This window comes from Rhodococcoides sp. S146-33, from assembly GCF_059489205.1.
This window is the reverse complement of the sequence record NZ_JCAJWY010000002.1, coordinates 71870-96071: the sequence shown is the minus strand read 5'-3', so window position 1 is coordinate 96071 and position 24202 is coordinate 71870. Positions and strand designations below refer to the sequence as shown.

Below are 24202 nucleotides of genomic sequence, written 5' to 3'. Positions count from 1 at the left end.
ATTAGCTGCGCACCAACGACTTTGCCTCGACAGGAGATTCACGTGAGCCGCTCGACAACACCAACCGCACAGGGGCGCAGCCTGCCCCGCGCCACCAAAAGAATGCTGTATGTAACGTGGCTGGTCGCCACCCTGGAAGGTTTCGATCTCGCCATTTATGGGGCCACAGTGCCCGTCCTACTGCAGACGCCCTCGCTCGGCCTCGACAGAGCGTCGGCGGGAACCATCGGCTCGCTGGTCGGCGTCGGCATGCTGGTCGGAGCAGCCTTCGCTGGAGCCGTGATGCATCGCTTCGGGCCTCGCAGGCTGTTGCTCGGATCGATCGCCATCTTCACCGTCGGCATGCTTCTGTCCACCATCGCGACGAGCGGTGAGATATTCGGGCTCGGCCGTTTGGTCGTCGGCCTCGGTCTGGGCGTCGTTCTTCCCACGCTGAACGCCTACGTCGCCGACCTCAGCGAACCAGGACGCCGCGCCCGACATATCGGATTGATGATGAGCGGCTACGCGATCGGTGCGCTCGCCGCTCCGCTTCTCGGAGCTGCACTCCTACCCGAGATCTCCTACCACTGGCTGTACCTCATCGGCGTCATCCTGCCGCTCGTCGCTCTGCCGTTGATGTTCCGGTTGCCGGAAAGCCCGTTCCACCTGCGCCTCACCGGAAGAGATGCCGATGCGAAGCAGATCGAAAACCTCTACGGTCTCGCCCACGAACCGATGGCAACCAGCACCTCCGCCGGCCGGTTCCTCGGTCTCGGCCCGCTCCTGACCAGACGCCTCGCCCCCACCACCATCCTCGCCTGGGTGATGTCTTTCTGCGGGCTGCTGCTCGTCTTCGGCATCAGTGCATGGCTGCCGTCGATCATGCAAGCCGCCGGATACTCGCTCGGCTCTGCACTGATGCAAACTGCCGCCATGTGGCTGGGCGTATTCGTCGGAGTCATCGCAGCCGGGCCCGTGGCCGACAAGTTCGGTCCGCGCATCGTGGTGGTCGCAGCCTTCCTGACCGGCACGGTGAGCCTGATCCTGATGAGCCTCTCACCGCCCACCCCCGTGCTGTTCGTGCTGATGTTCGTCAGTGGTTTCGGGTTCATCGGTTCTCAGATTCTGGCCAACGCCTTCATTCTCTCGGTCTACGATCCCGAAAACCGCAGCAGCGCGCTGGCCTGGGCCCTGTCGGTCGGACGTCTCGGGGCCATCGTCGGCCCAACCCTCGGTGCCTTCGTTCTCGATCGGGCAAGCGGCGTCGACTGGAATTTCTACAGCTTCGCGATAGTCGGGCTCGCCGGGGCGATCACCGCAGTGGCCGTTCCGCGGCCTCGAACCCGGCAGTCCGTGACGAGTTCGATGACCGACACATCACTTGCAGATGCGGCGCCGGATTCCACTCGGCTGCCCTGAGCGCCGGCTGATTGGATCCGTGGGCCGCACAGCCCGAAATGGTTGTGCTGGTACATGATTGATCCCGTGTCCGGTTCGAGGATGTAGAACCTCGAACCGGACACGGGCTTCGGCTATGACATCACGGTGCAGGTAGGGCACCGATTTGCTGCAGGATTCCCAACAGGTCCGGCTGCCCGTGCTCGCCGACGATCTGCCCATGGGCGAGGTAGTAGAAGTTGAAGGCTTGGGCCGAGATCGTCACGCCGGTGGGCGGGACGCCGAAGAATTCGCCCGAGTGTGTGCCACGCATGGTGAATCGCGCTGCGATCCTGTCGTCTTCGATGATCGTCTCCTCCATGGTCCACTGGATATTGGAAAAGCCGTTGCGCAACAGGGCGAGCAATTCCAGATAGCCCGACGGTCCCCGCAGCGGTTCGGGATGTGTCGGGGCATGGAACACGGCTTCCGCCGCAATCACCTCATGAGCGAGCTGCTCGTCTGCTGTGTTGATGAACTCGACGAATCGTGTCAACACCTCTTCGGGAGATTTCGGTTTCATGTTGTTCCATTCATTCTGTGATGCAAAGTTCATTGGTTGATCACTCTGGGATCTGTAGGAGGACTCGCGTCCGAGTTCCCGCGTCGACGCGGTCGTGAGCGTCGGCGATTCGATCAAGAGGCAGTGGATCGCTGACCGGAATGGACAGCGCACCGGTAGAAGCAGCCGCGGTCAGGTCCGCCGCGGCACTCGACTTTGCCTGTCGCGAAAAATCGTCGCTGCCGAGCAAACGAATAGTGATGTTGTCGAACAGCATCGGCCAGAACGGCATACTCGGTCGATCGTCACGGGTGCCGTAGGCGGCAATCACCGTGTTGTTCTTGGCAATTGCCGCGTCGAATTCGACATTGTCCGAGAACGATACTTCGATGATGCGGTCGACGCCACCAACCGCAAGATCCCGTACCTGCGTCACTGCTTCGTCGTCGCTCAGCACCACGACGTGGTCGGTGCCGTGGGCACGCGCGAGATCCGCGTCCACTTCTGTGCGAACAGTTCCGATTACCGTCGCCCCGTTCCACCGAGCCAACTGCGCAGCGAGCGACCCGACGCCGCCCAATACGCCGTGGACCAGCACCGCCTGTTCGGCAACCGCACCATCGCCGAACACTGCGCGGTGTGCCGTGATACCTGGAATTCCCAGGCAAGCAGCGAGGTTCGGATCCACGGAATCCGGCAAGGCGACTGCCTGCCAGCCGGGTACGACCGTGCATTGCGCCGCGGTACCGAACGCTCGATAGGACTGCGCACCGAAAACCCACACGCGCTGGCCAACTCGTGTTCGCTCGACGCCCTCCCCCACTAGGTCTATGTACCCGGCTCCGTCGCTGTGGGGCACCACCCGCGGATAGGGCATCGTCGAGCCGAGCCACCCACGCCGTTTCTTGGTGTCGCCCGGATTGACCGAGGACAACGACAGGCGCACTCGAACCTCGCCTGGTCCCGGGTCGCGTGCCGGAATCTCTCCGACTCGGAGAACGTCCTGGGCTTCTCCCTGCGAGTCGTACCACGCGGCGATCAATGTGCCACGACCGAAGCGTCGGTGATGCCCCGCGGTCCGTTCGCGGGAACCAGCGTGATGCGTTCGAGCTCGAGAATTGCCATGTAGTCCCTTCGGAGGAGGTGAGTCCTGTTCATCACTCCGCCACCCTACTACCTCGATTCGAGGTACGCATCGAAGCGAGGTACACCTGTCACACTGGACCCATGTTGGAATTGGCAATTCTCGGGTTTCTTTCGGAGGGCCCGTTGCATGGATATGAACTCAAACGACGAGTGGCTCAGCTGACCGGCTACGCGAGGCCAGTGAGCGATGGAACTTTGTATCCCGCAATCAAACGCCTGGACCGAAACGGTCTTCTGGAGCGCCGCTCCGAGCCCGGTGCAGGGCCGGCGCGCTACGTACTCACCATCACCGACAAGGGACGCCACGAGTTGACATCCCGCCTCCGGGATCCGCAGGACAACGACTTGTCGGACTTCTCGCGTTTCGTTGTGGTGCTGACATTCTTGTCTCTTGTGCCTTCTGTGGAGGAGCAGCATGCAGTACTGCGACGGAGGCTGCGCTTTCTCGAGGAACCGGCCAGCTTCTTCTACGACGGGGATCGGGCCGTGAAAGCGGAAGAAATATCCGACATCTACCGTCGGGGCCTATTACTCTTGGCACGCCGGACAAGTCGTATAGAGAAAGTCTGGCTCAGGTCTCTACTCGACAGCCCGAACTGAAGAATTCGCACCTGCCCGTAGCCGACTGTGTTCCGCGCTCCCAGGACAACTGCTGGACACGAAAAGCGTTCTTCTACATGATCAGTAATACACCTCGTCCTCCATCTCGAATTCGGCATAATTCGGTGTCACCCCATGATGACGACCACTTCCCAGGCAGCGATGGCTGTCGAGAACTCGCTGTACAGCAAGTCGACCGCAGCGCACCTGCCTTCGCCCACACGAGAACCGGTGTTTTCGTTCGAGGTCCACCGGGCAGTACACGGCGTGCTCCGGTAGGCGGGCTTCCGCGGCGTGCGCCGGAACAGTTGCCCGCACCGGGGTGGCCGACGCCGTCGAACCAGAGCAGAACGCTGCGACGGTCACCAGGACCCAGGCCACCGTAAGCAGATCGATCGCACAGCGAGAGCGCGTCCGCGACTGCCGGATACATCTGTCGACATGGCTACAACGGCCTCTAGTCTTTCTCACAACACTGTGTTTCGCGTCGGATTTCATCGGACGCCGTCACTGTAGAGCCGCGCTTTCCTTACAAGGAAGCTTTAGACCGAAGTGGGTCCTGTTCGACAACGACGTTCGGCGAAACAACAGAATTCAGGTTTGTCGCCGCACTCATGTCCGACCTGAACTACACGGTTGCCGCCCTGCTTTTTCGGCGTCGTACATCGCGGCGTCCTCCCGGCCCGTCAGAGCAGTCATCGCACTTGCGACGTCTTCGGCGAGTCGAGGAACGGCCATGGTCACCACGCCCAAAGATGCCGTTACCGGGGTGACATCACTGTCGCGAAATATCGAGCGCAGGATGCGGTCGGCGCACTCGCGCGCATCGACCTCGGCCCCGCCGCCCAACCACGGTGAACTCCTCACCGCCGATGCGCGCCGAGAATGCCGATCCCGGGCACGCCTGGTCGATTCTTGCAGCGGTACGCCGCAGAACGTTGTCTCCGGGGCCATGGCCGAAACGGTCGTTGACGGACTTGAACCCATCGAGATCGATCACCACACTCCACGCGACTGATCCAGCGGCAGGTCCGGACCGGTCCAGCTCGCTCACGGCCGAGATGAGGCCTCGCCTGTTTCGCAGCCCGGTCAGTTGGTCGAAATACGCGCCGGAAGCGTCGTGCCTGCTCCTAGCATGCTTTCAGGAGAAATCCAGCACATACATCCGGGCCATCAAGTTCTACGTTCAGAACGTACGATTCAAGGAAGTTTTACAGTTTGCGTGATGGACAACTGGGGGCTGTTGGTTCGGGACGTTGAGGGCGCAGAGGCAGTCCACTTGTTCTCCTCGGGCCACTGTTGCTGATGCAGTGCCTGCTCGGTGCAGACGTTCCCGCCCCGGTCCCCAACGTGACGACCGCGCCTTCCCTACGTGCGAACGGTACCGATGTTCGAGTTGTCATCGAACCGACGGACACCCAGCTGACCCTGATCGACAATTCCTACGACGAAACACTCGACTTCTCCGGCGAGCATCTGATGCCGGTCTGGAAGTCCACAACCGACAGAACCGGGGGCCGAGATCACCACCCGAAACGGCCGAGCCGACCTCGTTCGCGTGTGGCAGGGGAGGCTCTTCAGACCAACAGGGGCACCAACCGCGTTGCAGTCTCGACCATCAACGGAACAGATCGTCGCAACGCGTGCTCGAACTGCGCACTCCCGGACAGCGCAAGACCGGCGAACAACGACCCGGATCGAGTCCTCAGTGGTACGGCGACACATGCAGTTCCGACGGCGATTTCCTCGACCTGTCGCGAAAACCCCTCCGCCCGAACCGTGTTCAACGTTGCCGCGAGTTCGCTACGGGTCACTATGGTCGCCCGCGTGAGCGCAGTCATTCCGGATGCCGATAGCAGCGACAGGGGGTCGTCCTTCTCGGAGAGGAGTAGTTTGCCGAGCGCTCCCGCATGAAGATGCCGATTGAGGAAGGACTCGTCGTGCGGCAGCGGGAATTCGGGATCTTCGCTCGCAATGCGAATGCCCGAGTTGGTGAAGTAGGCCAAATGTACGCCGAACCGCACGGTGAGCCTGAATTCGGCGAGCAGCTCTCTGGCTGCCGTACACACCACAGGTGCGATTGCCGCGTCGATCAGCACTCCGACTTTGTGGCCGAGCGCGAACCCGGACAGGTCCGGCAGACGTACGAGGTATCCCTCCCCGGCGAGGATGTTCAGCAGACGGTACGTGGTAGCCGACGGGAGATCGAGTTCGGCAGCAACAGTTTTCGCTGTAATGCCAGCACCACCCCTGGCCACGGTCTCGAGCACTCTCAGTGCACTTTGAACTGCTTTCGGTTGCCGGCCGGAGAACGAACTGTCACCGCCGCTCAACTTCGGACCTCCCACGGCCGATACCGAGATACGACGTCGTCGGCGATGGTCTCGTCGTACACACCCACCCGTCCGAGGACGCCGTGCCCAGTGCGCCACCGCACGAGGAGGATTGCGAACCCCGCCACGATAAGCGCCAGGTACACAGCGGTTCCCGCGCCCGCGGTGTATGCCGGCGTCACCGCTGCCCACACCACTACGGCGGTCAACAGAAGCGCTGCCCCTCCCGAGACGAGAACGGGGACAATCGTCAACTCCCCGATTTTGTACAGAAACCACGGCGCTGCAACACATACCAGGATGTACGCAACCACATACCCATGCGCTGAGACTGTCAACAACCCCAGCAGAACCTCTCGAGTGGAGTCGGCGAACAGTTGGTAGATCACCGGCACTGCGACGATCACCGGCATCACCACCACCAGGGCCACGTGTGGAGTATGGAATCGTCGATGCGTGCGTCCCAACGCCGTCGGAACAACGCCCTCGCGTCCCATCGCGAACAGGATGCGCGACAACGCAGTCGTCGATCCCAGAACGCACGCGAACCAGGAGCAGGTGATGCCCAGTTCCATGACAACCGACAGCGCGATGGATGCAGCGCCGGACGAATCCGGCAAAGTCAACACAATTGCCAACGTCTCGTTCTGCTGTACCGGAGCCGAAAGTTGCGCGCCCGCCGCGCCCAAGTACAACACACCAACCACTATCGGAGTCCACCTGATCGCGCGTGGGATCGACCTGAGCGGGTTGCGGGCTTCGCGCGCCACCGTTCCAGCGCTCTCGAAACCTACATAGGATGTGATGGCAAGCAGGACAACGAATCCGATGCTGGCAGAGTTTCCCTCCTGCACCGGTGGATCCGGGCCTGCAGGAACCTCGCCGACGGTCTGAACGAACACCACCGTCAGTACTACAGCCGCGACCACGATCGCGAACACTTCGACGGCGAGAGTGACGCGAGTGGAAAAGCGGATGCCTCGAACCATCAAGACCAGTGCCACCACCCCGACGACGGCCGACAGGGCGGCTACCGTCGCGGTCCCTGTCTGCAGTCCGAGTCGACCCAGAAGCACCGTCGAATAGCTCGCGGCACCGAGAACGCTCGCCATTGCTGCTGCCGCGTAACCGATGACCGACGACCACCCCGCTGCGAACCCGGGAATGGCACCGAGACCCTTGGCGACGTAGCTGTAAAGACCACTCACGGCCACCATTCGCTCGGCGAACAACCCGACGCTGTATCCCACCAAGGTCATCAGCAGCCCGGCCGCAGCGAACACCGCGATCGTAGCTCTCCCGGCGTCGGGAATGACGAGTGCAGGGAGGGTGACCATCACCGCCGACGGAGCCACAGCGGACACCGATTGAGCGAGCACCTGCGTGAAGGTGAGCCGCGACCGTCCGAGCCCAGCGACCGGTGAACGTGTCCGTATCGACATCTCCTCATTCACGGGGCACCTCTTTTCGGGTCAAGATTCGACAGTTCGATCGATGCTGCACGATAGCCCGTTCGTTGGTTACGAATCCGCGAATGCAGTGAACGCTCTGTAGCCTCGAATGAGAATCCGAGCGCAATCGGGGCACGGATCGGACCGGTCTGGACACCGGAAAGCCCGTTGACATGGCCGCGAAGCGCAGTGCCGAATGAGAACGCCGATCAGAGTCGAATGAGAATTCTTTCGGTGTCGCATACTCACTTGCATTTTTGGGTGACCTACAGCACATCTTGTTCTACTGTCGACTCTCGGAACGCCTTCAGCGCAGTCATTCTCACACCCACAGGTGTTCTGTCTCAATGTCTTTCGCGAATCCAACGTAAGGAAATCCATGACTTCAGTAGTGGGCTCACCGACCGCTCTCCGTTCCGATGTCCGAGAATTCATCTCGGCACCGAAACAAATGTTCATCGATGGACAATGGGTCGACGCCGCATCGGGAGAGACATTCGAGACGGTCGACCCTGCTACCGGGGAGGCGATCACCACCGTTCCGCACGGTCGGGCCGCGGACGTCGATCGTGCGGTCGCCGCAGCTCGGCGCGCGTTCGATTCCGGTGAGTGGCGGCGGATCACTCCGGCACAGCGTCAGCGGTTGTTGTGGAAGATCGGGGAGGGCATTCTGGCCCGTGCCGAGCAGTTCGCGCAGCTGGAATCGATCGACAACGGTAAGTCCGTGGCCGTTGCTCAGGCGGTCGATGTCACGTGGGCAGCTGAGATCTTCTTCTACTACGCCGGGTGGGCCACCAAGATCGAGGGGCGCACGATTCCGGTGTCGGTGCCGTGGGCTCCGGGGGGGCAGGTTCCACGCCTACACCCTGCGCGAACCGGTAGGCGTGTGCGCACAGATCATTCCGTGGAACTTTCCCCTCGTCATGGCTGCGTTCAAAGTCGCACCCGGTCTGACCTGCGGCAACACACTGGTCCTCAAACCGGCCGAGCAGACGCCGTTGACCGCCCTATTGCTCGCAGAGGTCATCGCCGAGGTCGGCTTACCCGATGGTGTGTTCAATGTCGTCACCGGATTCGGCGACGCAGGTGCCGCTCTGTCGTCCCACCAGGACGTGGACAAGGTCGCCTTCACCGGTTCGACCGAAGTCGGCAAGAAGATCGTGCAGGCTGCATCGGGGAATTTGAAGAAGGTCTCGCTCGAACTGGGAGGCAAGAGCCCACAGCTCATTTTCGCCGACGCGGACATGGAATCGGCCATACCGGGTGTGGCCAGCGGCTTTCTGTTCAACCATGGGCAGGCATGCACGGCGGGAACGCGTCTGCTGATCGAGGACAGGATCTTCGACGAGTTCACCGAAGGTATCGCCGATTTCGCCCGCACGCAGAAGATCGGTCCGGGCATGGACCCGACCAACGACCTAGGCCCGCTCATCTCGGGTGAACAGCTCGGCAAGGTCACCGGCTACATCGACGCCGGTATTGCCGACGGCGCGCGCGCAATCGCGGGCGGAAAGCGCCACGGCGACCGGGGTTTCTACGTCGAGCCCACCTTGTTGGTCGACGTGCGTAGCGATTTCAGCGTCTACCAGGAAGAGATTTTCGGACCGGTTGCCGTCGCAGTCCCTTTTTCACCCAGCGAGGGTGTGCGGGCTGCAGCGAACGACACTCCGTACGGGCTGGCGGCCAGCGTGTGGACACGTGATGTGTCCAAGGCACACGATGTCGCCGCGGAAATCAAAGCCGGAACCGTATGGATCAACTGCCACAACGCTTTCGACACAGCTCTTCCGTTCGGCGGATACAAGCAGTCGGGTTGGGGCCGCGAACTCGGCGAGGGCGCGATCGGCGAATACACCCAGGGCAAGTCGGTGAACATCGCACTCTGACGGTGCGAGGTTGGGTGATGTTACGGACGCTTCCAATCGAATGAGAATTCGTCCCCCACCGGTCCCGTTCGCTGTCGAGAAACTGTGACGCGCAGGCAACTGCGACGACCAATGGGCCGTCCACTCTTGTTCTCACGAACCTCCGACTCTTCCGAAAGATGCGAGAAAGCCATGACAACAACATCTTCCGCCGCAGGGCGCGCCACCCCGGACGGTGGACCGCCGAGGTTGAGCGGCACACTCGGGCCAGGTGCCATCGTCTTCATGGTGGTGGCCGCCGCTGCACCGTTGACCGTCATCGCCGGGACCGTGCCGCTGGGCATCGCGGTCGGCAACGGCGCTGCATACCCGGCGTCGTACATCGTGTGCACGGTCATTCTGTTGCTCTTCGCCGTCGGCTTCACGACAATGGCCAAGCACGTACCTGGTGCCGGCGCGTTTTACACCTACATAACCCAAGGTCTCGGTCGTCACGCCGGCCTCGGTTCGGCGTTCCTCGCGCTCCTGTCCTACACAGCCGTACAGGGTGCGGTGTACGGGTACATGGGTGCGGCGATCAACGACTTCGTCACCTCCCACGGCGGGCCCGAAATTCCCTGGTACGCATATGCCGTCGCCGTGATGGCAGTGGTCGCCATACTCGGCTACCGCCACATAGATCTGTCGGGAAAGATCCTGGGCGTTCTGTTGATTTGCGAAGTCGGCGTCGTCCTGGTCATCGACGCCGCGGTCCTGGCTCGTGGGGGCGGAGAGACCGGACTGTCGACAGCCGCGCTGAACCCCGGCGAATTCTTCTCGGGCGCACCAGGAATTGCTCTGATCTTCGCCATCGCCGGCTACATCGGATTCGAGGCAACGGCCGTGTTCCGCGACGAAGCACGCGACCCGGAACGCACGATCCCCCGGGCCACCTACCTGGCACTGATTGTCATCGGCGTGTTCTACGCCATCTCGAGTTGGGCAATGGTGAGCGCGTGGGGCGACGACGGGGCCGTGGCGATTGCCTCGGAGAATCCCGAAGGAATGATCACCGAGACCGCCACGCGTTACGTCGGCTCTGTCGCCGGCGACCTCGTGCAGCTCTTTCTCATCTCCAGCCTGTTCGCCGCGCTTCTCGCATTCCACAACGTGCTTGCACGCTACATCTTCTCCCTCGCCAACACCTCCGCTTTGCCCGCTCGATGCGGACGAGCCCACGTCGAGCACGCCTCCCCCCACATAGCATCCGTCGTGCAGACCGTGTCCGCGCTCGTCCTCGTGATTGCCTCCGCGCTGGCCGGACTCGACCCCGTCACCGAAGTGTTCGCGTGGTTCGCCGGTGTGTCCTCGGTCGGGATCGTTGCTCTGATGACAATCACCTCCGTCGCAGTCCTCGTCTACTTCGGCCGCACCCGAGTCGACACACGTCCATGGAACACCCTCGTAGCCCCCCTGTTGGGTCTCGTCGGACTCGCCGCATTGCTGGTGATGACAGTGATCAACCTGCCACTGCTCGTCGGCGGCTCGTCCACCCTCGCAATGCTCATCGGTGTTCTGCTGGTCGGAGTCTTCATGGCCGGCATCGCCGTGGCAATTCTTCGGCCACACGCAGCATCCATCGATTCCACACAGAACAAGGAGCCCTCACGATGACATTGCTAGATTCCGACACGACCCAACGGACCGTTGCCCACCCGTTGAGCATGCTGACAGCCGACGAAATCAGCACTGCACGAGACATTCTGAGCCAAGCGGGGCTCGTGACCGCGTCGACGCAGTTCGTCTACGTCGGTCTCGACGAACCCGACAAATCCGTGGTTCACGCCTTCGAGCCAGAATCCGACATCGACCGACGTGTGCGGGCACTGCTGTTGGACCGCGCCAGCGGGGTCGGAACCGACAACATCGTCTCGGTGACGGCGGGCGAGATCATCACATCGACCACGATCGACACCGCGAATGACGGGCACGTACCCATTCTCGATGCTGAGTTCGACGACATCGAATCGTTCATGCTCGACAGTGAAGACTGGCTCGCTGCCATGAAGACCCGCTCGCTCGACCCGTCGAAAGTTCGCGCAGTTCCCCTCTCGGCCGGCGTATTCGGTCACGAGAACGAAGTGGGCCGACGCATCGTCCGAGTGCTTGCCTTCTACCAGGAAGACGAGGCGGATCTCCCCTGGGCGCACCCCATCGACGGTGTCGTCGCCTACGTCGACCTCACCGGGCGCAAGCTCCTCGAGGTGGTCGATGACGTCGTACTGCCGGTTCCGTCCGAACGCGGCGAGTGGAACGCCGAACCGCACGCCTCCCCCACCCGTACCGACCTGAAACCGATCGAGATCACCCAGCCCGACGGTGCGAGTTTCTCTGTCGACGGCAACGAAATCACCTGGGCGGATTGGAAGTTCAAGTTCGGATTCGATATCCGAGAGGGACTGTCTCTGCATCAGCTCTCGTTCAACGATGGTGGAACCGAGCGCCCCGTCATCTACCGCGCTTCGATCGCCGAGATGGTCGTCCCTTACGCCGACCCCTCGCCCGTGCGGTACTGGCAGAACTATTTCGATCAGGGTGAATACCTGTTCGGCCGCTACACCAACGCACTGGAACTGGGGTGCGACTGCCTCGGGGAGATCAAGTACTTCGACGTCACCGTCGCGGACGAATCCGGAAATCCCAGGGTGATGAAGAACGCGATCTGCCTACACGAGGAAGACTACGGAATTCTCTGGAAGCACACCGACCTGTTCAATGGCATGGCCGAGACGAGACGTTCACGCCGGCTGGTCATCTCGTTCTTCCTGACCATCGGGAACTACGACTACGGTTTCTACTGGTACCTCTACCTCGACGGCACCATCGAGCTCGAGGCAAAGGCCACCGGAATCGTGTTCACCTCGGCCTACCGAGGCGAGGACGGCTTCTCGACAGAGATGGCACCCGGTCTGGGCGCGCCGTTCCACCAGCACCTGTTCTCGGCCAGATTGGACATGGAAGTCGACGGACAGTCCAACACGGTTACCGAGGTGGATGCGGTACCCGTGCCGATAGGACCGGACAATCCCTGGGGCAACGCGTTTCGGCCGAAGAAGACGACGATTCGCAGCGAAGCCGACGGGCAGCGTCTGGCCGACAATTCGAAAGCCCGGGTTTGGCACATCACCAATCCGGAGAAGCAAAACAGACTCGGTCAGGACGTCGGATACGCACTGCATCCCGAAGGTCAACCGGTATTGCTCGCCGATCCCACCAGCTCCATCGCTTCCCGAGCAGCCTTCGCGACCAAACACCTGTGGGTGACGCCGTACGACAAGAAGGAACGCTATCCGGCCGGCGATTTCGTCAACCAACATCCCGGCAACAGCGGCTTGCCCGCCTACGTCGTCAACAATCGCAATGTCGAGGACAAGGATGTAGTGCTCTGGCACACCTTCGGCCTGACGCACTTTCCTCGCCCTGAGGACTGGCCGGTCATGCCGGTCGACTATGCCGGTTTCAAGCTCAAGCCGGTGGGTTTCTTCGACCGAAACCCCACCTTGAACGCGCCGGCGTCCACGGTTGAGCACTGCTGCTCCGAGGAGTGACTATGGCGACGCTTCTCCCCGTCCGCCCCGCCCGAGTATGGGCGGGGCGGGTGGGGGCCGTTCTGGCCATCGCCTCTGCGGCAATGCATCTCGTGAGCTCGGTCGGTCACGGCCATACACATACCGTGATAGTTACTGCGATGGCTCTCGGATGTCTCTACTGCGCATGGCATCTGTGGAGGAAGCCGACGCCCACAGGATGGGCCACGACTGCGATCATGAACGTAGCGATGATTGCCATGCACCAAACCATGAGCTCGACGGGATCTCACGCCGGCCATCACGGGGCACCGGCAACGTCACACCCCGTCGCCGCGATGCCCGGCTCGAGTACCGCGTTCGCCCTCGCTCTCGCGGCACTCGAAGTCGTGTTCGCCACCGCGATCCTGTTCGCCAGCACACGCGCGAGTGTGCCTCAGACGAATCCAGAACCGATTGCGAACTCTTACGGTGTGAGCTCGGTCCACGGGAGTGAGTCCAACTCGGTCGGAAGTCCGGCGAGCACCCGCATCCGACGGGCTGCCGGTTCGACGGTCACGGTGGCCAGTGTGGTCCAGTTTTCTCCGAAGCCTGCAGACGGGTCAGGTGCGCGACACAGCAGAGGTTCGTCCGGACCTGAGCGCAGTGCCGCGACCACGTCGCCTATGTCGCTGACCGGTCCGGAGCGCGCCCGATGACGCTGCACGAGCAGATTCCATCGGTCCACGGAATCTCCGATGTAGGCCTCTTCCTTGGCGAGTTCGCGGTTGCGTAGATCGAGAAAGTGGTTCGTGTGAGCCAGGAAGGCGGAGGGCACAGGCGGTTTCAGTTCGGCAACCCCGACCGGGCTCACCTCCGCGCACACCATGGTGGTCTCGTCCAACACTGTAAACGCGCTCGATGACGCGAGCGGTGCTTCACGCAGGATGTCCACCGCCTGCGCCACCGATGCCGCACCGCCCAGGATTTCGGCGGACAGAAGATGCATCGGAATGCCGGTCGTCGAGTCGTCCCGATGCGCGAGAATATTTATCAGAACTCCGACGCCCGCGCTGTTGAGACCGATCTTGGACAGAATTCCGTATTCGGTCAGGCCAACGTAGGAGTGCTTGTGTCCCTGGACGGACTGGGTGTGCCAGGATTCGGCCAATTCGTGATGCCAGTCCCAGGTCTGGACGCCGATCGGAGTGTGGGTCGACGCACCGGTACCGTCGTCGATAGCAAGTTCCACCAGCGTCGAACATTCGGGTACGACACCGTGCTGACCTTGTGCGGCAATTTCGGTACGCGCATTGAGCGCGTAGATATGCCAGTCCTGAATCGACGCGGCCTGAGCTACCGCGTCCATTTCGTCGACATAACGACCGTTCCACCGAGACACCGTGTCAGCCACCCGGAATGCGTGCTCTCGGACGAGGGACTCCGAGAGCCCGACCGACCGAAAGATCTGCAAGTACAGCGCCAGTGACCGCTGTAGTTCCGCAGCCGATTGCAGACCCCGTTGTGTTCCGCGCGCCTGCGCCGAGCCCGCAACCTCTACGTGGGAGGGCATCAGTTGGCTCCGATTGTATCGAGTCCGTTGGACCCTGCACGGGCCGCACGTCCGTTGGCCTGCGTGATCAACCCCCAGACCCCGAGCATGGTCGCGAGCAGGATGGTGGAGTAGAACAGTCCGACACCGATCGTCGAGTGTCCATCACCGCTCACGTTGAGTATCCACTGTGCGAGCAACGGTGTGGATCCGCCGACAAGTGACGAGCACAGTTGGTAGGCGATCGACACTCCTGAGTATCGAACATTCGCCGGGAACGATGCAGCGAGCATGCTTGCCAGCATTGCGAAGTACGAACACGCGCCGATCATGCTCACGAACAACGTGATTGCGATGTAGAGCACGTTGGAGGAACCTATTGCGAGAAAGAACGGTACGACCGACACGAGAGTCAGAGTCAGTCCCCCCACCATTACCCGATGCGCTCCGATCTTCGTCGCGAGGTATGCAGCTAGAGGCTGCGCGAAAAATTGCAGCACGGCTGCTCCTAGTAGAACGTTCAGCATGGTTTGACGTTCGATACCCAGTGTCGTCGTCGTCCACGAAAGCAAGAAAGTATTCAAGAAGTACGCCATCGATATCGCCATGGCCGATGCAAGGAATCCGAACGCCAAGGTTTTGGGCGAGGACCGTATCACTTCGAGCACCGGCCATTCCACTGTCCGGTTCTCCTTCGACTCCAAGAATTCGACCGATTCCTCCACCTTCACCCGGATCACCGAACCGACGACAACAAGCACAATGGAGATCAGGAATGGAATGCGCCAACCCCACGAATAGAACTGCTCGTCCGGCAGCAGCCCCACGACCAAGAAGGCACCTGTCGCCAGAATCGATCCGGTGGGGCTGCCCTGCTGCACCCACGCACCTGCTGTCGATTTTGCGGTTGTGCGTGCATTCTCGGTGGCCATGAGCACCGCACCACCCCACTCACCACCGACCGCGATGCCTTGCAGGGCACGCAGGAGTATCAGCCCAACTGGGGCGAGCACGCCGACCTTGTCGTACGTGGGCAGCAAACCGATCAGGGTGGTACTGACTCCCATGAGAACGAGAGTGGCCACCAAAACGGACTTGCGTCCGAACTTGTCACCGAGGTGCCCGAACACGACAGCACCGATCGGACGGGCCAAGAAACCCACCCATAATGTTGCGAAAGATGCGAGCAATGCAGTTCCGGGGTCGATAGAAGGAAAGAACACTCGATTGAAGACGAGCGCGGCAGCAGTGCCGAAAATGAAGAAGTCGTACCACTCGATTGCATTACCGATGAACGCACCGAACGTCGCACGACGTTCCCGGCCGACGGACGGATTTTTCTCCTGAGGCAGAATCGACATGTCATCCTTCGAGAAACGTCGGCATTCCCGAACAAGGAACGCGGGTTCGTATGGAACCCGAATTTTTTCGCGAACTTCCCAGGTTGTCCAATGCAAAATAGTGATAGGGGGTGGTAATTCCTGTTATATGTGCCGATTTGTTACACGTTCGCGGACGAGGTTGTCAGCCGGTGTGCTTCTCCGGGATCTGCACGGAAGTGTTTGTGGGTCCGAAGTGCGTCTGAATGCGAAGGGGCGAGGTCACTGGGTTCGAGCCCAGTGACCTCGCCCTGTTGCAGTCGCGTTCGTCCGAGTGCCAGGTGATCAGGAAACTGGCTTCAGATTCCGCCCGAAGAAGTCGAGTGTTTCATCGTAGGAATTGTCGATCAGGGTCAGATGGGTGTCCGTCGGTTCGAGGACAACTCGGACATCGGTACCGTTCGCAAGCAGGGCGGGTGCCGTCGTCACGTTGGAGGTCGTGGCGGGAACGTCGGTATCGAGCAGGCCCTGCATCAGCAACAGTGGCCCGGCAACACCCGTGGTGGGCGAACCGGCCAGGTCTCGAAGATTGTCCACCAGACCGGGGACCGTCCACAGCGGACGGGTGAAGAGGTCGCCCACGACCAGGTGGTTGAACTGTCCCAGGTCGTCGATATCGGCCAGGCACGTGTACGCAGCATCGTCGATCACGCGTCGGCCCTCAGGGGTGAGCGCGGCTTCGAGATCGAGGTTCGGGTATGCCTCCCGTACCGATGTCAGTACCAACGCGACGTAGAGCGTGATACGAGGATTGATCGGGTCGACGTTCACCGGCGGCACCCCTGGTCCCAGCAGCGGGATGATCGATTCGAGGTTGGCAGGTCCGGCGAGGGACATCGCGCCCCGATAATTGGATAGTTCGGCGCGAGCATACGTCGACAGAATGTGTGCGGCACCGAGGGCTGCACCACCGCCTTGTGAATATCCCGTGATTCCCCAGCGCGAGGCCAGCGGAACACCCAAGGACCGCGATGCGATGACACTGTCGATCACGTTCGCGCCTTCGACAGCGGAATTGAGATAACTCTGCGTTCCCGGTGTCCCCGAGCCTGCGTAGTCCGTGGCCACGACCGCATAGCCGGCATCGAGCAGCATTTGAATGTAGTCGGCTTCGAGTCCGATATTCGGGCGATACGGCTTGACCGAGGGCGCGCATTCGTCGGCGATGCCGGAGGTTCCGTGGGCGAACGCAACCACCGGATAGCCCTCTGCTGGAGCGGGTTCCGACGGCTGGTAGAGCACAGCGGTCGATACTCCTGCTTCGGAGTGTTGGGTCGGTGTGCTGTACAAAAAGCGTATAGGAGTCGGGTTACGGGGAAAATCGGTAGCCGCTATGTGCGCGGACAAGGGAACGGATTCGATAACCACACCGTGTTGCTCCGGGATAGGACCGGAATATTGGCGGGCGTCCAGGCCCGACCAGTCCGGCGACATCTCGGACGCCGGTGTTGCAGACGCGGTCGACACTACGAACGAGTACGCGAGAACAGTTGCCACTGCCATCGTCAGAGATCGAGTCTTCACAGGTTGGTTCCTTCGTCGAGCGTGAGGGGACGGCTACGTGATGAGCCGCGCACTGGATACCAGAGTGCACCGCGATTTGGTCGAATCGATTGCCGCTCCGTCACCATCGAGCGGCACCGAGTGATGAACGGCGACCGCTGGATTCTCATTCGTGCTGAACTGATCGAAACACGACACAACCGATTCCGAAATTGGGGCCATCGAGCCCCTTTCACATCCGAATCGTCAGGTTGGCGGGGTTCACGTGCACACCGAGACGGCGTTGCCGAAGCAGATTGTCGCAGCACTAGATGGAGGTAATCCACGGCGTTCGGAGGGCGAGCCACTCAGTGAGATGTCGTGCCGTGGCCTCGAGGGCTTGTGCCGCATAGTGATCGACCGGCCACGCGGCGAACAGTGGCACCGTCAACGCAGCGCCATGGTCGGTCAGCTGTGCTCGATGAAGTCCGAACCTGGGTGCTTCGAGGACCAACGCCGTCGCCCGTCCACTGGCCGCGATGGCTTGGGCTACGGTGCCGTTACTCGAAATGTACGTCAGTTCGAGTGGGTGTCCGTCGGCCGAAGCAGCATGCTGCACTGTGTGTTCGATGGCGCTGCCGTTGCCAGGAACCGCAATCGGCCGACCGACGAGATCGGCCAGCTCGACGGACTCGAGATGTTCCACCTTCGATCCTCCGACCGCAGCGGGCATGTACTGCACCGATATCGGGATGGCCGCGAGCTCGATCGAAGCCAGGTTCGAAGGCGGCACAAAGGTACTGACCACGAGGTCGGTACCTGAAGTCAAGGTCGAGTACAGCTCGTCCGGGCGTGCAGTTCTGATATCGACGACCGGGGCAGCTGTCTCTGCGGTGAAGGGTGCGATCACGAACTGGGCGGTGGTTTCCATACACGCGACGTGGAAGGCGGGGTTGCCGGCGTACAGAATCTTTATCACTTCTTCGGCGCGAGAGACCCTGGCGAGTATGTCGGACGCGAATTCCAGGAGCTTGTTTCCTGCCGCCGTCATGACCATCCCGTGCGGAGTGCGTTGGAACAACCGTGCACCCAGACTCCGCTCCAGGCCTGCGATGTGCCGAGACAGGGCCGGTTGCGAGATCGACTGATCGAGGGCGGCAGCACTGACCGAACCCTGTTCGGCCACTGCCTTGAAGTATCCGAGCGAGCGAACATCCATGATCGATCACGCCAGTGGTGTCGACGCCGACGCGCAGGCCATCTGCCCCGTCGCAGGATGTCTCCTCAGCCACCGCAAGCAACGGCCCGAATACGCTGCGTTACAATCCATGTCGGGACGATCACAGGCTCTGTGCGATGGCGCGCAGAAATTCGACGTTCTCGAGGTCTCGATTGGTACTCTCCTCGTCCGAGGTGCCGTAGACGCGGTTCGCAGAGAGTTTCACGATGGTCGTGCGTGTTCCGGGGTCGACGTAGACGAGCTGATTGAGGACCCCGACTGCACAGTAGTCGCCGTGGTGGCCGGCAGGAATCCACCATTGGTAGCCGTAGCCCAGGTCGATGTTGTGTCCCCCCACTATGGGGTGTCCGGCCTCCCGAATCGGAGAATCGATGGTCGTGGAGGCGCGTACCCACTGCGGATCGAGAATACGGCGGCCATGCCACATCCCGTCGTTTCTGTAGAGCTCCCCCAGACGGGCATAGTCACGGGCGGTCGAATTCAAGCCGGCATAGGACATCTCGGTCCCGCGCATATCGGTCAGCCAGTAGCTCGGCGTCTCGAATCCGAGCGGTTCGACCAACTTCTCGAACATATAGTCCGAGACAGTCCGGCCGGTGGCATGTGCGATCAGGGCACCGAGAATCTGCGTTTCCCCCGAGTTGTAGCGGCACGCCGTCTGCGGCTGATCCTGCCTGACCATGCGCGCGACGAAGCCGTCGAGACCGCCGCCGAGTCCCATCATGGCCTTCGTGAGTTGGTGAACATCGGATCGAGAGTCGTTGTAGTCCTCATTCCACCTCGCACCGGACGACATCTGAAGAACATCGACAATGGCGACCCCGTCGTACGCCGAATGTGGATCTACCGGTACGTACTTACTGATGGGCTCGTTCACCGATGCGATATGACCCTCCTGCAACGCAATTCCGACCAGCGCCGACACGAAACTCTTCGCAACCGACATCGACAACCAATTCACGGTCGGTCCGCCGCTCAGCCAATACCGCTCGTACCGTATTGCACCGTCGACCAAGACAAGCAGGGCGGCGGTATCGGTGACTTCCAGGAACTCTGCAGTCGAGCGATTCTCACCGTCGAATCGATAGGTCGACGGAAGTTCGACGCTCTCCCCTATCGGCCAACTCTGCGGCGACGACGACGCAGGCATACGCCTCACGGGTGCCAGGGCGTCCGTGCTGGCGAAGTTCTCGTGCTGGGGTTTGCCGGTGAAGAGTCCAGCTTCCGCCAACGAAGCAGGTCTCGAACGGACGAAGGCCTTGCGACCGAGATACCGCAATGTGAACAACAGTCGATTGGTGTCTCTGGTCGACGGCACAGGCTGACTCCTCGGTCGATGCACAAGTAATCGCATGAAAGTAGCAGCCCGAAGCGTTTTGATCAACCGATCGGTACTACAACTTTGGCGACGCTATGCTCGCTCTGTGGAGTATCGAGCATGAGCACTGACCGAAAGAAGGTCGACGGGCGAGCGGTGCGCTACCAAGACAGGCGGCCGAAGTTGCTGGATGCGGTCACCGAATATGTTCTCGACCACGGCGCAGCCGAATTGTCGCTTCGGCCCGTGGCGGTCGCAGTCGGAGTCACACACGCAACTCTGTTGCGGCACTTCTCAACCAAAGAAGGCTTGATAGCCGCAGTGACGCAACATATTCGGGAGTCTTTCGAGCGTGATCTGATAACAGACCCGCAGCTGACGACAGCCGAGTCGTCTATCGAACTCGCCCGCGCAGTATGGCGCAAATTGTGCAATCCCCATCAGCGCCGTCAGTTCGCCCTTCTGTTCGAGCTCGCGAGCAACCGCAACAGGAGTGCGGTGGATCCACACCATTTGTCCGAGTCCATGGTCGGAAAATGGGTGGCAATGATCGCTCGACGACTCCAAGGAGATGGATGGCCCGAAGAACAAGCCATTCTTCGGGCCACACTGTTTCTGGCTCAGATACGTGGTTTACAACTGGACCTGCTCCTCACGAACGACCACGTACGTCTCGACGCCGCATTCGAAATCTCGCTGGAGCAACTACATCACGGAACCGCGACGGCGGGTAGTTCACGTCACCAGCCGGGCAAAAGTACATCTCAATCGTGACGACACCTGCACTCTCCAAGCCCTCGCGCCGAGGAGCTACGCCGCAGCGCGAGTTGGGCGGTGCCGCATGCTTGTTCGCCGCAATCGTTCGCGAACCTGCCCGCAGATCGCACACCTGATGTTCAGATCCGTGCGGCACCGACAGCGCATCTGACTTACCTCCGCACACACCGCGGTTTGGCGCTACGGATGATCCTGGGCGGGCGCGGGGCCGATCCGGAGGCCTGGCAAGTGTTCGAGGACGCACGCACCGGTGCCCTCACCGCCGGCGCCACGCTCCTCGGTCTAGACCCGAACAATGCTGCCGTCGCTCTGGCCGGTCGCGGCAGCGGTCGCAACGATCGTGGGCAGCGGCAACATTCACAGCCCGAACTCGCACACCTAGCGCACCGAAAGTCGCTCGACCATGAGCAGGTCGGTGTCGAGCCGCCACTTTGTCGACCACGACAACGACCACGAGCTACGGCTCTGTGCCGCAATCCGTTTCGTCTATCGACGGCAGATCATGCTGAGAACACAAGGTTTTCGCTTCTGTCGAGGACCTCAGGACAGCGGTGCCGGGTCGCAGCAGAACCAGCGCGTCTACCTTCGACTTCCCGTGGTCGCGCGAGCCGGCCCTTCTCGTGGCTTGTCATGATCGCGGCTGTCGAAGTCGCTCCTGTGTTTTCGGATCTCGTCGGTATGCGCTGATGCCCACATCGCCAGACCCAAGACATGCTCGAGAAGCGAGACGCCGAGGTGTGTCAGGGCATACTCGACGCGCAGCGGCACCTCCGGATACACGGTGCGTGTGAGCAGGCCGTCGCGCTCGAGGTGACGCAACGTGAGAGTGAGCATCCGCTGAGATATGCCAGGAATCGCGCGCTGTAACTCCTTGTATCGCATAGGCGCGTCACGAAGCACGGCGATCACGAGAATGCCCCACTTGTCTCCGACACGATCGAGAATTCCGCGGATCAACGCCGCATCGTCGCCCCATCCCTCGCACGGCCCGGGCACCGGAGTGCCGAGCTCGGCGGTGCCGGTCTTCCTGGTCGCCATGGCGCTCCTCACGAACACGAATGTGCCCTCTTGTGCCGGGGATGCGGCACACAGAGGATGGGGTGACACACAAATAGTAACCGAGCAGGAGTGAGCCCATGTCGTTGATCGCCATAGTCGGCGCCGGCCCCGGAATGGGGCTGGAGATCGCCCGCGTTTTCGGGCGCACAGGTTTCACCGTCGCCCTCGTCGCCCGTAATCAGGCGAAGTTGGATTCCCTGACCGAACAGCTGAAAAGCGAGGGGATCGACGCGCACGGATTCACCGCAGACATACTCGACGCGGAATCGATCACGACGGCCTTCACCCAGGTCCGCGCCACACTTGGCACCGTCGACGTTCTCGAGTTCTCGGCGGCCGACGCGACCCTGCCTGCTGTCGGCGTCCTCGACATCACGCCGGCAAACCTGCAGCCGCAGCTCGACTTCTATCTCAGTGCGATACATGTCGTGAAACAGGTCGTCGACGACATGATCGCCGCGAAAGCGGGCACCATCATCGTCACCACCGGCGGCGGCTCGATAAATCCGACACCGTCCTTCGCCAACATCAGCATCGCGTCGGCCGGCCTGCGCAATTGGGTTCTGAATTTGCACAACGTACTCGCCGAACACGGTGTGTACGCAGCACATCTGGCCATCAGCGCATGGATCGGATCCGGGCAACCCGGCACCTCGGCCGCCGAGATCGCTCCCACGTACCTCGAATTGCACGAAACGCGGTCCGATGCAGACCCCCGCTACCCGACCGCACCGATGTGACGTCGCAGCGTCATGTCGAGGTGAAGCACCACCACTGACATCGGCCTCGCGCCGGGTTCCTGCGGCACCTTCCACCGAATAGAGGAAGCCCAGGTTCAGTCGAGTGCATCCCCGCACAGGATTTCGAGACTGTCCAACAGGACACGGATCCGGTCGGGGGGCAGGAGCTGAAGCCGCTGCGCCAGGCTGGGGCGAATCCGACCCCCGATGTCAGCGGTGGTGCGCACACCGTCGTCGGTCAGTCTGATCCGTGATCGGCGCGAGTCCGCGGAATCGATCTCGCGAATCACCAGGCCCGCGTCGGCAAGCTTGGACAACGACCTGCTCAGCACCGATGGGTTCAGACCGAGATCGACGACGAGATCACCGGGGGTATCGATGCCCATCTTCACGGTGCGTAACACCAGAAAGTCGACGAGATCCAGGTGCGCGACAGCGGAGACGTGCACACGGGCGTCGGTCAAGACCAGCTTGTTGAGGCGATACAGCGCGTCGAGAAGCTGCAATTCGGGTGCGTCGGTGTCAACCATGTAAAGAACCTAACATCTGAATATTATTGACAAGTGGCAACTATTGCGCGTTGAGTGGTGAGTATGACTCACGACAACGCCACCACACCCGGCCGTATCGACTTTCATCACCACTTCATGCCGTCCAGCATGCTTACCTCTGGCTTGTTCGGCGACACATCCGGCTGGAAATTCAAAGAGGGTGAAAGCGCCTGGTCACCGCAGGTCAGTGTCGATTTCATGGATCGACTGCAGATCGATACTGCGATCCTGTCCGTACCCAACGACATCGAATCCCGGCTCCCGGAGAACAAGCGCCATCACTTCGCCCGCGAGGTGAACACCTTGTCCCGTCAGGCTGCGGATGACCATCCAGGACGATTCGGGGTGTTCGCTCATCTGCCGACACCGACCGACACCGACGCCGCACTCGAAGAGTTGACCTACGCGTTCGACGTGTTGGGAGCCGACGGAATAACCCTGACCAACGTCTACGGTGCCGGAGATCAGGCCCGATCGCTGGGCGACCCTATCTTCGAGCCACTGTGGGCCGAGCTCGACCGCCGCCACGCCCTCGTGTTCCTACACGGCGAGCAGACACCCGGTAGCAATCGGGCCCCGAGCAGATTCCTGCCCACCCCGATCAGCGAAACTCCGAACGAAACCTACAAGGGTGCAGCAGATTTGGTGACCAGCGGACGCAAACGCCAGTACCCGAACGTACGGATCATCCTCGCCCACTCGGGCGGCAGCACGCCGTACCTCGCCGCGCGCGTCGCCGCACTGTGTGCATTCCATCTCGACTGCGAACTGACAGCAGACGAGATCCTCGAGGACTTCCGAACGTTCTACTACGAGACCGCCCTATCCGGATTCGAAACCAACCTGGTGGCACTCGAGAACTTCGTTGCACCGGACCACATTCTCTTCGGTACAGACTTCCCCGCCGCTAACCCGCGCACTGCGAGCTGGTTCACCGACAACGTCGACACCTACTTCGCCGACAGGCCGACAATGCTCGCGCAGGTCATGCACGACAACGCCTACAGTCTCCTACCTCGGCTGACAGCCGGAACCCCAACGCAACCATAGTCTTTCGGCATTCAGGATAGATCAGCTACTCCAACCGCTGATCGACCGGGCCACGGCCGCACGGACGCCGGCTCACGAATGTCGGAGTTGACCGGGAACGGGCCGGCCCCACCATGGTGTGGCCTGCCCGTTCCGCCGAACGGCCTCGTATCCGAGCCGATTCGAGGTGCCGGGCCGTAACCGAGCTCTACTC

At 61.4% G+C, this 24202-nt stretch carries 19 protein-coding genes and 1 pseudogene; 8 read left to right on the top strand and 12 right to left on the bottom strand.

Translation table 11 applies throughout. The features are described 5' to 3' along the window. Nucleotides 1-42: 42 nt before the first annotated feature. The gene (locus tag AC5WEY_RS09125; protein ID WP_495645641.1) at nucleotides 43-1401 is read left to right on the top strand and encodes an MFS transporter; all 1359 of its coding nucleotides are present in this window, start codon (nucleotides 43-45) and stop codon (nucleotides 1399-1401) included. Between the two features lie 121 nt (nucleotides 1402-1522). Here the strand turns inward: AC5WEY_RS09125 and AC5WEY_RS09120 are convergent, their stop codons facing one another. Together AC5WEY_RS09120 and AC5WEY_RS09115 are read right to left on the bottom strand one after the other, a co-directional pair. After that, on the bottom strand, nucleotides 1523-1942 hold the full coding sequence (locus tag AC5WEY_RS09120; protein WP_495645640.1) for an ester cyclase: 420 nt from the start codon (nucleotides 1940-1942) through the stop codon (nucleotides 1523-1525). Nucleotides 1943-1982: 40 nt separating this feature from the next. Beyond that, a complete protein-coding gene (locus AC5WEY_RS09115; protein WP_495645639.1) occupies nucleotides 1983-2963 on the bottom strand; it encodes an NADPH:quinone reductase in 981 nt (326 codons plus the stop codon). A 185-nt stretch (nucleotides 2964-3148) separates the two neighbouring features. Here AC5WEY_RS09115 and AC5WEY_RS09110 point away from each other — a divergent pair, with 185 nt between their 5' ends. After that, a complete protein-coding gene (locus tag AC5WEY_RS09110) occupies nucleotides 3149-3667 on the top strand; it encodes a PadR family transcriptional regulator (RefSeq protein ID WP_495645638.1) in 519 nt (172 codons plus the stop codon). A gap of 775 nt (nucleotides 3668-4442) precedes the next feature. On the opposite strand, the gene AC5WEY_RS09105 is transcribed toward AC5WEY_RS09110, so the two are convergent. From AC5WEY_RS09105 to AC5WEY_RS09095, 3 genes are all read right to left on the bottom strand, one after another. After that, nucleotides 4443-4721 carry a GGDEF domain-containing protein gene (locus AC5WEY_RS09105; RefSeq protein WP_495645637.1) on the bottom strand — a complete coding sequence of 93 codons (279 nt, stop codon included), beginning with the start codon at nucleotides 4719-4721 and terminating at the stop codon, nucleotides 4443-4445. A 523-nt stretch (nucleotides 4722-5244) separates the two neighbouring features. Continuing rightward, the gene (locus AC5WEY_RS09100) at nucleotides 5245-6000 is read right to left on the bottom strand and encodes an IclR family transcriptional regulator (RefSeq protein ID WP_495646515.1); all 756 of its coding nucleotides are present in this window, start codon (nucleotides 5998-6000) and stop codon (nucleotides 5245-5247) included. Then, nucleotides 5997-7442 (bottom strand): APC family permease, encoded by a 1446-nt coding sequence (locus AC5WEY_RS09095; RefSeq protein WP_495646514.1) that lies wholly within the window; start codon nucleotides 7440-7442, stop codon nucleotides 5997-5999. The genes AC5WEY_RS09100 and AC5WEY_RS09095 overlap by 4 nt, the downstream gene beginning before the upstream one ends. A 388-nt stretch (nucleotides 7443-7830) precedes the next feature. Between AC5WEY_RS09095 and AC5WEY_RS09090 the strand changes: the two are divergent. The 3 genes and pseudogenes from AC5WEY_RS09090 (at nucleotide 7831) to AC5WEY_RS09080 (ending at nucleotide 12903) form a co-directional block, all read left to right on the top strand. After that, a pseudogene (locus AC5WEY_RS09090) lies at nucleotides 7831-9337 on the top strand (aldehyde dehydrogenase family protein). A 171-nt stretch (nucleotides 9338-9508) separates the two neighbouring features. Then, nucleotides 9509-10969, top strand: a complete 1461-nt coding sequence (locus AC5WEY_RS09085; protein WP_495645636.1) for an APC family permease — start codon at nucleotides 9509-9511, stop codon at nucleotides 10967-10969. Then, complete coding sequence (locus AC5WEY_RS09080; protein WP_495645635.1) at nucleotides 10966-12903, top strand: primary-amine oxidase; 1938 nt, start codon at nucleotides 10966-10968, stop codon at nucleotides 12901-12903. The genes AC5WEY_RS09085 and AC5WEY_RS09080 overlap by 4 nt, the downstream gene beginning before the upstream one ends. A 445-nt stretch (nucleotides 12904-13348) precedes the next feature. Here AC5WEY_RS09080 and AC5WEY_RS09075 read toward each other — a convergent pair whose 3' ends face one another. The 5 genes from AC5WEY_RS09075 to AC5WEY_RS09055 all read right to left on the bottom strand — a co-directional run bounded on the left by AC5WEY_RS09075 (nucleotide 13349) and on the right by AC5WEY_RS09055 (nucleotide 19832). Further along, nucleotides 13349-14434, bottom strand: a complete 1086-nt coding sequence (locus AC5WEY_RS09075; RefSeq protein WP_495645634.1) for a C45 family autoproteolytic acyltransferase/hydrolase — start codon at nucleotides 14432-14434, stop codon at nucleotides 13349-13351. Next, nucleotides 14434-15774 (bottom strand): MFS transporter, encoded by a 1341-nt coding sequence (locus AC5WEY_RS09070; protein ID WP_495645633.1) that lies wholly within the window; start codon nucleotides 15772-15774, stop codon nucleotides 14434-14436. Before AC5WEY_RS09070 ends, AC5WEY_RS09075 begins: the two co-directional genes overlap by 1 nt. Before the next feature lie 303 nt (nucleotides 15775-16077). Continuing rightward, nucleotides 16078-17316, bottom strand: coding sequence for an alpha/beta hydrolase family protein (locus tag AC5WEY_RS09065; RefSeq protein ID WP_495645632.1), 1239 nt, complete (start codon nucleotides 17314-17316; stop codon nucleotides 16078-16080). Nucleotides 17317-17602: 286 nt separating this feature from the next. Continuing rightward, nucleotides 17603-18493: a LysR family transcriptional regulator gene (locus AC5WEY_RS09060; RefSeq protein WP_495645631.1), complete on the bottom strand. Its 891-nt coding sequence runs from the start codon at nucleotides 18491-18493 to the stop codon at nucleotides 17603-17605. Nucleotides 18494-18614: 121 nt separating this feature from the next. Then, nucleotides 18615-19832 (bottom strand): serine hydrolase domain-containing protein, encoded by a 1218-nt coding sequence (locus AC5WEY_RS09055; protein ID WP_495645630.1) that lies wholly within the window; start codon nucleotides 19830-19832, stop codon nucleotides 18615-18617. Nucleotides 19833-19952: 120 nt separating this feature from the next. On the opposite strand from AC5WEY_RS09055, the gene AC5WEY_RS09050 reads away from it, so the two are divergent. Further along, complete coding sequence (locus AC5WEY_RS09050; protein WP_495645629.1) at nucleotides 19953-20606, top strand: TetR/AcrR family transcriptional regulator; 654 nt, start codon at nucleotides 19953-19955, stop codon at nucleotides 20604-20606. Between the two features lie 582 nt (nucleotides 20607-21188). On the opposite strand, the gene AC5WEY_RS09045 is transcribed toward AC5WEY_RS09050, so the two are convergent. Further along, the gene (locus AC5WEY_RS09045; RefSeq protein WP_495645628.1) at nucleotides 21189-21647 is read right to left on the bottom strand and encodes a winged helix-turn-helix transcriptional regulator; all 459 of its coding nucleotides are present in this window, start codon (nucleotides 21645-21647) and stop codon (nucleotides 21189-21191) included. Nucleotides 21648-21745: 98 nt separating this feature from the next. On the opposite strand from AC5WEY_RS09045, the gene AC5WEY_RS09040 reads away from it, so the two are divergent. Further along, nucleotides 21746-22408 carry an SDR family NAD(P)-dependent oxidoreductase gene (locus tag AC5WEY_RS09040; RefSeq protein ID WP_495645627.1) on the top strand — a complete coding sequence of 221 codons (663 nt, stop codon included), beginning with the start codon at nucleotides 21746-21748 and terminating at the stop codon, nucleotides 22406-22408. A gap of 95 nt (nucleotides 22409-22503) precedes the next feature. Here the strand turns inward: AC5WEY_RS09040 and AC5WEY_RS09035 are convergent, their stop codons facing one another. Next, nucleotides 22504-22938 carry a MarR family winged helix-turn-helix transcriptional regulator gene (locus tag AC5WEY_RS09035; RefSeq protein WP_495645626.1) on the bottom strand — a complete coding sequence of 145 codons (435 nt, stop codon included), beginning with the start codon at nucleotides 22936-22938 and terminating at the stop codon, nucleotides 22504-22506. 63 nt (nucleotides 22939-23001) lie between these two features. Between AC5WEY_RS09035 and AC5WEY_RS09030 the strand changes: the two genes are divergently transcribed. Further along, nucleotides 23002-24009 (top strand): amidohydrolase family protein, encoded by a 1008-nt coding sequence (locus AC5WEY_RS09030; RefSeq protein ID WP_495645625.1) that lies wholly within the window; start codon nucleotides 23002-23004, stop codon nucleotides 24007-24009. Nucleotides 24010-24202 lie beyond the last annotated feature (193 nt).

What these genes read in the sequence shown, in the direction of transcription:
- AC5WEY_RS09045 (WP_495645628.1), bottom strand. Translation starts at nt 21,647, where the DNA reads ATGGCGACCAGGAAGACCGGCACCGCCGAGCTCGGCACTCCGGTGCCC.
- AC5WEY_RS09050 (WP_495645629.1), top strand. Translation starts at nt 19,953, where the DNA reads ATGAGCACTGACCGAAAGAAGGTCGACGGGCGAGCGGTGCGCTACCAA.
- AC5WEY_RS09080 (WP_495645635.1), top strand. Translation starts at nt 10,966, where the DNA reads ATGACATTGCTAGATTCCGACACGACCCAACGGACCGTTGCCCACCCG.
- AC5WEY_RS09120 (WP_495645640.1), bottom strand. Translation starts at nt 1,942, where the DNA reads ATGAAACCGAAATCTCCCGAAGAGGTGTTGACACGATTCGTCGAGTTC.
- AC5WEY_RS09035 (WP_495645626.1), bottom strand. Translation starts at nt 22,938, where the DNA reads ATGGTTGACACCGACGCACCCGAATTGCAGCTTCTCGACGCGCTGTAT.
- AC5WEY_RS09030 (WP_495645625.1), top strand. Translation starts at nt 23,002, where the DNA reads ATGACTCACGACAACGCCACCACACCCGGCCGTATCGACTTTCATCAC.
- AC5WEY_RS09060 (WP_495645631.1), bottom strand. Translation starts at nt 18,493, where the DNA reads ATGGATGTTCGCTCGCTCGGATACTTCAAGGCAGTGGCCGAACAGGGT.
- AC5WEY_RS09095 (WP_495646514.1), bottom strand. Translation starts at nt 7,442, where the DNA reads ATGTCGATACGGACACGTTCACCGGTCGCTGGGCTCGGACGGTCGCGG.
- AC5WEY_RS09040 (WP_495645627.1), top strand. Translation starts at nt 21,746, where the DNA reads ATGTCGTTGATCGCCATAGTCGGCGCCGGCCCCGGAATGGGGCTGGAG.
- AC5WEY_RS09070 (WP_495645633.1), bottom strand. Translation starts at nt 15,774, where the DNA reads ATGTCGATTCTGCCTCAGGAGAAAAATCCGTCCGTCGGCCGGGAACGT.
- AC5WEY_RS09085 (WP_495645636.1), top strand. Translation starts at nt 9,509, where the DNA reads ATGACAACAACATCTTCCGCCGCAGGGCGCGCCACCCCGGACGGTGGA.
- AC5WEY_RS09110 (WP_495645638.1), top strand. Translation starts at nt 3,149, where the DNA reads ATGTTGGAATTGGCAATTCTCGGGTTTCTTTCGGAGGGCCCGTTGCAT.
- AC5WEY_RS09075 (WP_495645634.1), bottom strand. Translation starts at nt 14,434, where the DNA reads ATGCCCTCCCACGTAGAGGTTGCGGGCTCGGCGCAGGCGCGCGGAACA.